The following is a 9,371-nucleotide window of genomic DNA, read 5'->3' as shown; positions in this document are numbered from 1 at the left end:
CTCGCCACCCAACAAGGGGTGGCTCACATGCTCTCCAATGACTCGACGCGATTTCGTATAGCCTGCATTTTCACTTCCGCTTCGCTTCGTGAAAACACAGGCACTATCGCTTCTGGGGACTACTCGACTCCTGTCTCGCAGCGAAGGATTTATGTTGCTCAAGCGCTTACCCAACTTATCAGTCGGCATGGATAAGAAAACCTTACCATTTTTCTCTCTGCCCCACGTCCATACACAACACCTGTTGTGTGGTCACGTCCAGCAAGCCTATTGCCTGTGCGGCCTGCCCGTGCGGGCAAGATGCCCGCGTTCCAAACAAGCAACGGCCTCACGCTAAGGTTTGCCGAGGTTATTTATGCACGTTCCTAAGTGGTGTTAAGCAGGTGCATACCTGCTTATGTGTGCCAACGAACGGAATTGCCGGGGAGAAAAGTTTATGCTTTCTACGCTCAAAGCAAACCGCTTAGGTGCGGTCTGACGCTTTGCAAGCATTTTTATTACTCTTTTCGCTTAAGGATTTTCTATGAACCGATTGATGATACTCTCTGCCCTGCTTGCCGTATTAGGCCTTACTGCTTGTGACCAACCTACTGTCGTCAATGTCCCGGCAGGTCCTGCCGGTCCTGCTGGCGCTAAGGGGGCAACAGGCAACCAAGGCGATACCGGTGCTCAAGGCAATACGGGCAATAAAGGCGAAGCCGGCAAACCAGGTGACAGCACTACGGTGATTGTCACACCGCCAGCCCAGCCTTAGGTTATTTCTTACGGGGAATCAAAGGCCGCTGTTTGATTCCTCGCCCTTCAAACTGGCCTTAACGCCAGCTAAGGAATGGGTAGGAAAGCATTCAGGTACACCTTAAACGGTACAGATCTTGGGAGCGCGGGCATCTTGCCCGCACTCCCAAGAGAAAGTCGCCTTACAATTATGCATCAATGGGTTAGGGCGGCAATTTGGCTGTTCCGGTAACGTGCCAATGCCCACAGTGGAAAATAAGTGTTATAGCCATGATATTTCAAGTAGAAAACCTTGGGGAACCCAGGCGCGTTGGCATTATCATCGTGCCAAACCCCATTAGCCTGTTGGGTTTTCAGTAAATACTCCACGCCTGCGGCAACTTCCGCGCCCGTGGTTTCCCCTGCGGCCAGCAAGGCCAAAATTGCCAGCGAGGTATGGAATGCCGTACTGGCGGAAAATTCTCCGCGTAGTTTGGTATGCTCATAGCTGCGGTTATCCTCACCCCAGCCCCCATCGTCACGTTGCTTTAATTTTAGCCAAGCAACGGCTCTGCGGACGCTAGGGTCACTGGCTTGTATTCCGACACTGGCAAAGCCTGTCAACACCGACCAAGTGCCATAGATATAATTCGTGCCCCAACGGCCAAACCAACTGCCGTCGGCTTCCTGCGCTTTGCGTAAAAATACAAGGCAGCGGTCAATCACGCCACGGTATTGCGGGTATTGCCGGACTTGCTTGCCCAGCAGCAACAGGCAGCGGGCGCTGACATCGGCGGTGGGCGGGTCGATCAAGGCACCGTGGTCGGCAAACGGGATATGATTGAGATAAAAATGGCCGTTATCCGCATCAAACGCCCCATAGCCGCCATTGCGCGATTGCATGCCGGCTATCCATAGCCCTGCGCGGTCGATATGGCCCTTAAAAGCCGGGTCTTCACTTTGTATCAAGGCTAAAGCTGCGACCGCCGTATCATCGACATCGGGATAATAACCGTTGCCGAACTGGAAAGCCCAACCGCCCCCCGGCAAATCAGGCCGCTGACGTCGCCAGTCACCCGCTTCATCACCCAGTTGTTTGCTGGCCAGCCAAGACAATGCCGATGTGAGGCTATACTGGGTCGCTTGGTGCGGGCCATAGCGGGCCAGTTCCTGTAAGACTAAAACCGCCAATCCGGTATCCCAGACGGGGGAGACACAAGGTTGGCAGTAAGCGTCATCCTCTTTAATGACCAACAAGCGGTCAATGGCGGCTTTGGCCATGCGCCGCTGTGCGTCGTCGGCGGGAACCCCTAAATAATCCATCACTTCATAGGCGTTGACCATCGCCGTGAAAATGCCGCCCAAACCATCATAGCCATTTAAGCGTTCCATAAACCAAGCGAGGGCTTTAGCGGTGGCCCGGCGACGGACAAAATGGGGAATTAACGGCTCCAATTGCCGCCCGATCAGGTCTAACGCCAAAATGGCTTTACCTAACGGCGTTTTAATAAGGGAGAAATAGTGTTTTTCTTGCTCTGGCGGCGTGATAAAAAGCTCGGCGACGCTGATGTTATGGGGGTTACGCGCTTGGACTTTATAGGTGCAGAGAATGAATAAAGGTACCATGACAGTACGCGACCAGTAGGCCACTTTGTCCAAGTGGAAAGGGAACCATTTGGGCAGCAGCATGATTTCTACGGGCATGAAAGGTACGCCACGCCAAGGCAGCTGGCCATACATCGCCAGCAGAATGCGGGTGAAGACATTGGCCCGCGCCGCGCCGCCTTGCGCTAATATCCACTCGCGGGCTTTGACCAAATGGGCGGCTTGGTCTGTATCGCCCGCCATTTTTAGCGCGTAATAGGCTTTGATGGTACAGCTAAGGTCACCCGATCCGCCGTTAAACAGCGGATAACTGCCGTCACCATTTTGGTGCCGGCGCAGGAAATTGGCAATTTTAGCTTGGAGCGGCCCGTCTATTTCATTGACGAAGTGCATCATCAATATGTATTCGGCGGGAATCGTGCAATCGGCTTCCAGCTCAAACACCCAATAACCCTCCTCCTGTTGTAACGCCAGCAGTGGCCCCCTAGCATGGGCAATCGCTTGGTCTAGCCGTGTGGGGTGATGGCCTTGGCTGTCGGGGGCGGCAGAATCCGCAGACGAAGATGATGTGGTATCTCTAAACATAATGGGGTCTCTAATGGCTATATCGGGGTGCTTTGGCCTTTAAGCCCATCTTTGGCTAAGTATTAAGTCACCACAACAAGGCCTTCCGGCCTTGCCGTGCAGGCTTTGTCCGCTGTAAAGGCGGGGCTTATCGCCAGCCTCTGTGCCAGCCATAATTGGGATGATGCCAACCCCAACCTTGGCGGGGATGGTTTTGCCAAACATAACCTGGGCCAGGCCGTGGGTAAGCGGGTCTGACGTTGACTACGCCACCACCGCCACCAACGATAGCGCCACCGCCAACGGGCGCCACTGCGCATCCGGCTAAAAATAAAGCCATAAAAATGGCTATGGGCATTGCTTTCATAGGGTATCTTCTTAAAAAGAGTTGTTGGGATAAAGCGCCGCGCTGTTGCCGTGCGGCAGTTTTAGAGGATTTGCGGGCGGTTCCCCTGCTTGCAGACAGATTATGGGCTTATCTTTAAAAAGTGTCTGTACGCTGGGATACATAAAAGCGTTGGGCTTAAACCCGATGATCGGGTGAAGCGACCGCCTAAAATAACGTCGGCATAACCGTACTTTAAAACGCGGGTTTTGCGGACAAGATGCCTGCGCCCCACTCCAAGCCCCCTACCCTTTAGCGTTCGCCTAAATGATTTCTTACCCATTCCAAGGTTGACGGGACGCTGGCAAGTGGTGGGCGGTTTTTGGTTTGGGCGGCTTCGGTTTGGCGGCTTTCATCAGCCAAACTAACGGCAAAGCCGTGTATAAGGTACGGATTGATGAAATCAGGCTCAGGGCGATTGTCAAAGGCGAACGGGTTGTGGTGCTTTTGTTATCGGGCTGGCCGCTTTTTACTGGGGGACGATAGGTTATCTCGCCAATAATGAAACCGATGCCGCTTGCCAAGAGCAAATTGGGTGGGGCGGCGAGCTGGCGTTTAATTTTTTGGCTGAGTATCGCGGTATCGTCGCTGATGCGCTTTTGACGGTGCGCCACCCGCCGTCCGCTGGCACGGATTTGTGCGGACAAGGACGGCGTTTGGCGGCGGTTAGGCAAAAAAATCATCGGGCGGCCTTGTTTAGATGTTGCTGGGCGGGTTTGGGTTGCAGGCTATGCACCAGTGCGGGCCATTGCAAAAAACGGCTTTTGCGGCGGATCACCCAAGCCAGCACCAACGCCAGCAATAGGTTGACCATGACCGCCACTAATAACGCCCCACTGGCAGGCCAGCCCTGGCCGATTAACGCCAAGACCGCGGCGGCGAGGATGCCCAGCCACGCACCGAGCAACAATACCGCCAGCATTACGCCGGCTATCAGCATCACCACCAAGCTTTCGCCCGCCCGCCGGGTTTCTAAGGCGGCGAGGTGGAATTGTTCATAACCTAGACCCCGCCACTGGTACCATAAGGACTCAACGTCTTCCCAGATGCTGGCATCCTGCCGCGCCGCGCCACCAGATGCGGCCTGTCCTGATTTTACTGTGTCCGTATCCATTAAGTCTGCCGCCTTACTTTTTTACTCTTTGGCCAATACCGAACGCCTGCGCAATAACTTGCTGGCGCCGATAATGATCAGGGTTAGGGTCGGGGCTTCGGGGACACTCTGGCTACCGCTAAAGCCAATGCTCTGGTAGTCAACGTGGCCACTAGCGAAGTTTTCGGCGGCACAGTTGCTGGAAATGCGGTTGTCGCTCAACGTCACCGCCCCTGTTAACGCGAAGGTGCGCCCGCACAGGATTTCGGCGCGTGGCTCAAGGCTGACGCTGGCTTGGGCAATAAGATTGCCTGCAAAAAAGCTGTCCGCACCCAATGAAGCGGAACTGCCGACTTGCCAATAAACGCCGCTGAGTGCGCCGCCATTAATCACATTAACGGCGGAATGGCTTGAGGTCGTTAGGGTGCTGCCTATTTGGAACACAAAATCTGCATTGGGGTTGCCCAGAAAATCCAGCGTCAATATGCCGGTTAATTGGGCTGAGCTGTCAAAATGATAAACACCCGGAGTCAGGGTGAGGCCGCCGAGTTGGGCATTACCGACATTATCGCCATGCAGTCCGGCCAAAAAATTGTAGGCGCTGTCGGCATCGTTGCGGGCCGCTAAAGAGAGGCTGCCTGGGCCATAGATCGCCCCGCCTGTCACAACGCCCGGAGGAAAGCCTGTGATGGAGGACAGCACTGACGGGTCTGTCCCGACATTACCCCAAATTTTAGTTTGTGGGTTAGGGTCACTATGGGCATTGGTCACGCCCGCGAAACCTAACACCGCGAAGCTTTGTGCCGCAGTCAAAATGGCTGCCGACGCAACCGAAGGGAAAGCATACAGTGCGCCGATTACTGCCCAGGACAGTAGCGGTAAATAGTTGGGGTTTTTCATCACATTTTCCCGAAGCAGTTTTCGGTGTCAAATCCCGGCAATGCGGCCAACCATCGCTTACGTTCAGAAAGCGCCAAACCCGAAAAATATCGAGGTATGCCAAGCGGTAAGCGGCAAAAACCTCGTGCCCTTCGTTTTAACGCCGCTAAAGCGGGGTGGCGGACAGAATACGGTTTACCAATACCTTATAGGTAACGTATTGGTAGGATTATTGGTTAGGAAGGGGCGTTAATTATGGTCAGACTTAACGGCCACTTAATAATCGGCTCAGTATAAAGCCTGCCGCTACGGCGATACCTATTGAGGCGACTGGGTTGGCGCGGACATAGCCGTGGCAATTGTCCATTAAGCGATGCTCGGCATCTTTCAGTTGTTCGCCTTTTTCGCCCAGTGCGTCAACCGCTTGGCTGGCGGCGGTGGCTATTTTGTCAACCGCTTCATGGGCGGAGGTAAAAGCGTTATCGATAGTTTCCATAAGGATTTCCTGGTTAATTAAGTCAATGGTTGGGTGTAGGCGAGCTTAAAGGGCACCAAACCGCCTTAGCGTAACGTAGCCGCTTAAGTGATTTTGACGGGGCCTTCCTGTGCATCCCCAAAGGCCGACGTACCGAAAGCGTACTCAAGCTCATGATAGGCGGCGTATTTGGCTGCACAAACTGAAAGCTACTGTAACGGCAAAATCCAGCAAAAACCGTTCGCTAACGCACATATCAGGCGACCCTCGCGTTGTTCTTGGCAAAGCCGCCGACATTACGTCTGGGGAAGCGGTAAATATCCCTATTTTAAGCCACATTTTTGGGTCATTTATTGTTGCGTAAACACGCCTAACACGGATTATCGTGGCCTATACACAACATAAGTTAGGCAAACCCCACAAATTTTTTGCCAAAACCCCCATTTATGTTCGCTAACGCACCGACCAAAGCCGTTGTTAGGCTTACGCTATGCCTTAAGATTTTTGATAACACCTCTTGTCCAAACGGTATTTTATGGCGGTGGCCAGACTCAATTTTCTTTAACAATACCGGCTCTACTTAAGTGTCGGGGGTGTGCTCTCTCAGAGTGGACATCAGCCAAAATGATTGCAAAAACGAAGCACGTTAAACCTGCGTCCTGAATTGGCGGCACTATGACAGCCTTTGTATGAATCGCCACTTTTTACTACACCTAAAGGAAATTATTATGTTGAAAAAAAGCTTGCTTACCATCGCTTCACTCACCAGCATGGGCTTTTTGCCGCTTGCACACGCTGCCGACCAACCCGTAGATAACCGTTGGTATCTTGCCCCATTTGGTACGTTTATCAAGACTGACAGCGACCGCCATTCCGATGACGGTTGGGGCGCAGGCTTAGGTTTGGGTAAAATGATCAACCAGCACATTAACTTGGAAATCAAGGGTTTTTACAATGAGCTTGATCGTGACCGTACGCGTAAAGATTGGGAATTGGCGGGCGGTACAGTCGATTTGCAGTATTTCTTTTCCCGCCAAAGATTGGCGCCTTATGCGGTCGTTGCCGCAGGTGGCATGAACACCTATCTTGGTGGCCGTAACGCCATAGGCTTTATTGCCGAAGCGGGTTTAGGTTTGACTTATGCCGTGACCGACAACTTCCTGCTGCGCAGTGATGTCCGCTACCGCTATGATAACAACCAGACCCATGTCCAACGCGGCACGACCGAATTCGACGACATGACAGTCAATGTCGGTTTTGTTATCCCGTTTGGCGCTAAACCGACTTATGTCGCGCGTGCTGAAACACCGGTTGCCGATGTACCTGTGGCTGTAGCCGCCCCAGATTGCAGCACCTTGGATGACGACCATGATGGTGTCAACAATTGCGTAGACCGTTGCTTAAGAACCCCAGAAAGCAGCGTTGTCGATAATGCAGGTTGCCCGGTCAAATTGGTGCTCAAAGGCCAACATTTCATGTTTGACTCCGCCGAGTTGACTCCGAATGCCAAAGAACTTCTTAACGGCGTTGCCGAAAGCTTGTCTGCTTACCCGCAGAAAAACGATATTGAAGTCCAAGGCCACACCAGCAGCGAAGGCAGCAATGCGTACAATATGAAATTGTCACAACGCCGTGCCGCCTCCGTGGTTGAATACCTCAGAGCCAAAGGGGTCAGAAACCGTTTAAGAGCAACAGGTTATGGCGAAGACCATCCGATTGCCGATAACGCCACTGAAGCAGGAAAATCCGAAAACCGTCGGGTTGAACTGATTTGGATTGAAAATTGATTATTGTTTAAGGTTTGCCCCCCTTGCCGCCTTCCATCGTTAGGCGGCTCAAACCCGCTTTTATAGCGGGTTTTTTTGTTTAAAAACTGATGTTACGCACCCCATCCCAAAAAGTGTATCTGGCTAAGCCATTTCGCTGGACTTATATTGGGAAGCCTTTAGTTTTGTAAATTATCCGATCTATTTCGAGAGCTGTGTACTAGTTAATAGCTAGGCCATAATTCTCCATTTGCTTTCTATACATAAAATCGTCATATTGTTCCCTACTCACAAATCCATTTCGTTCCCATACTTCCATTGGTTTCTTTTTAGGTAATGCCTGCTGTTCCAAATCCCAATCATGCCCCCAATCCGCCTTAAGCGCATTATTTAAAAACCCGGCGTAAGATTTATCTGCCTTAGCGTTGCTATACAAAATATTGCGCTTGACGTAGTCAAAACCATGCCTTTTGCTAAAAATCTCTAACGCCGTATGTACCGTTTTTTTATTTCGGTGCTGCTCAGAAATAAGCGACAATAAGTCTTGAACTGAAGGGTCAGAGAACCTGTTAACAGAACTAAGTTCAAGGGTAAGATAGCTAACCTCATTAACTGCCGACATGTCATCACTAGGCAATAATGGAATCGCTGGGTTTTTGGTAGATATTCGGAAACGTATCGCTCCGACACGGCGACCGTACTTAATTTCATCAAACTCAAACATTAAATCTGCTTTCTCTGCGAGTTCTTTTTGTGTAGGCAAAAGGATATTAATTTTAAAATTCTTGTATTCCACATGTAAATCTTTTCTTACTCCCAAGATATCCCGCAACGACTCCATTTCAACTTCCCGCACCTTCAACTTCTCGTATTGCTTGAGCAAGGTATAAACTCGCATGGTATACTGGCTTTTAAAACTCAACAGCATCGTTAACTTGCAACTAGTGAAACTGGATTTCAGTTGTAAGAGATAAGGCTTAAGCAAAGGATCAAAAGTCAAATTAACTACACCTGAGCCGTCAATATATTCAGCGGACGACATCCAGCCAATTTGCAATAATCTGCCTTCTTCCCTAATATGCAATACTCTAGTCAATAATTTTGCTGTTATTTTTTTACACTCTGCATACGCCGAATCTCTAGATATCCCCAAAAACTCAGCAAAATCACTGACACTGACACGATAAGGTTTAAAATCTGCATCATCAGGCTGAATTCTAGAAATCATAGTCAACACTAAACGCTGTTCGCCTAAAGGCAGGTTATACCTAACCTCAACCAATTCATTTGCTTGTGTGACGATTAAAGAATTTGGTAGTGGTTTTTGTCTTTTCCTAGCCATAATCTAATAACTTATTGTTTGTTAAAATAAAAGTAACAGGAAATTTCACAGGTTTAAATTTAACCATTTGATATATAAATAAATTTTATAAAAAATAGCACAGCTTTTTGCAAAAAAACGCGAAAGGCTTGAAATTTGTTGTGAAACCAGTAAATATCACAATCAAACCTGCAAAAAAGCCACTCTAAATCCGAATTTCTGGCAGTTTACAACAAATTCCAAGCCTTTCACAACAAATTCCAAGCCTTTACATCTGTAATATATTGACTTTAAAAGAAAAAAAGCCTCCGAAAACATTAAAACAGGTAAAACAATTAAAACAACTACAACAACTGATCTCACCAAAAGTCGGATATTAACGGCAGCTTCGGCAAAAATCATCTCTTAATACTCGATCATCAAGTTTTTAATATTAGAATAAGCAACTTAGCCACTAGATATTGGATTAGTATTTTAATTAAGTAAAAACAACAAGCTGCAATGGAATCCGTCCCCCTCCCCTGATGGGGAGGGATGGGGTGGGGAGAATCTAAATAAGGCTTTTTTCA

9 protein-coding genes are annotated in these 9,371 nt (G+C 49.8%); 3 read left to right on the top strand and 6 right to left on the bottom strand.

Annotated features, from left to right (window positions below; genetic code table 11):
- Nucleotides 1-151 precede the first annotated feature (151 nt).
- Together AADEFJLK_RS24070 and AADEFJLK_RS14450 are read left to right on the top strand one after the other, a co-directional pair.
- Nucleotides 152-337 carry a hypothetical protein gene (locus tag AADEFJLK_RS24070; protein ID WP_146054613.1) on the top strand — a complete coding sequence of 62 codons (186 nt, stop codon included), beginning with the start codon at nucleotides 152-154 and terminating at the stop codon, nucleotides 335-337.
- 186 nt (nucleotides 338-523) lie between these two features.
- A complete protein-coding gene (locus AADEFJLK_RS14450) occupies nucleotides 524-754 on the top strand; it encodes a hypothetical protein (RefSeq protein ID WP_088619462.1) in 231 nt (76 codons plus the stop codon).
- Between the two features lie 176 nt (nucleotides 755-930).
- Here the strand turns inward: AADEFJLK_RS14450 and shc are convergent, their stop codons facing one another.
- The 5 genes from shc to AADEFJLK_RS14415 form a co-directional block, all read right to left on the bottom strand.
- Nucleotides 931-2,904 (bottom strand): squalene--hopene cyclase, encoded by a 1,974-nt coding sequence (gene shc / locus AADEFJLK_RS14445; protein ID WP_103974747.1) that lies wholly within the window; start codon nucleotides 2,902-2,904, stop codon nucleotides 931-933.
- Between the two features lie 639 nt (nucleotides 2,905-3,543).
- Nucleotides 3,544-3,951 carry a hypothetical protein gene (locus AADEFJLK_RS14435; protein ID WP_088619460.1) on the bottom strand — a complete coding sequence of 136 codons (408 nt, stop codon included), beginning with the start codon at nucleotides 3,949-3,951 and terminating at the stop codon, nucleotides 3,544-3,546.
- Nucleotides 3,948-4,382, bottom strand: coding sequence for a phage holin family protein (locus AADEFJLK_RS14430; RefSeq protein ID WP_088619459.1), 435 nt, complete (start codon nucleotides 4,380-4,382; stop codon nucleotides 3,948-3,950). The genes AADEFJLK_RS14435 and AADEFJLK_RS14430 overlap by 4 nt, the downstream gene beginning before the upstream one ends.
- 21 nt (nucleotides 4,383-4,403) lie before the next feature.
- Entirely contained in the window at nucleotides 4,404-5,261 is an 858-nt protein-coding gene (locus AADEFJLK_RS14425) for an ice-binding family protein (protein ID WP_103974746.1), read from the bottom strand.
- Between the two features lie 244 nt (nucleotides 5,262-5,505).
- Entirely contained in the window at nucleotides 5,506-5,736 is a 231-nt protein-coding gene (locus AADEFJLK_RS14415; protein ID WP_088619457.1) for a DUF883 family protein, read from the bottom strand.
- Nucleotides 5,737-6,443: 707 nt separating this feature from the next.
- Between AADEFJLK_RS14415 and AADEFJLK_RS14410 the strand changes: the two genes are divergently transcribed.
- Nucleotides 6,444-7,502 (top strand): OmpA family protein, encoded by a 1,059-nt coding sequence (locus tag AADEFJLK_RS14410; protein WP_103974744.1) that lies wholly within the window; start codon nucleotides 6,444-6,446, stop codon nucleotides 7,500-7,502.
- A gap of 199 nt (nucleotides 7,503-7,701) precedes the next feature.
- Here the strand turns inward: AADEFJLK_RS14410 and AADEFJLK_RS14405 are convergent, their stop codons facing one another.
- Nucleotides 7,702-8,823: a replication initiation protein gene (locus AADEFJLK_RS14405; RefSeq protein ID WP_103974743.1), complete on the bottom strand. Its 1,122-nt coding sequence runs from the start codon at nucleotides 8,821-8,823 to the stop codon at nucleotides 7,702-7,704.
- Nucleotides 8,824-9,371: the final 548 nt, after the last annotated feature.

This window comes from Methylovulum psychrotolerans (genome assembly GCF_002923755.1).
In the GTDB taxonomy this organism is placed as follows: Bacteria; Pseudomonadota; Gammaproteobacteria; order Methylococcales; family Methylomonadaceae; genus Methylovulum; species Methylovulum psychrotolerans.
The sequence above is the reverse complement of the archived record's forward strand: the minus strand, read 5'-3'. Positions and strand labels throughout refer to the sequence as shown.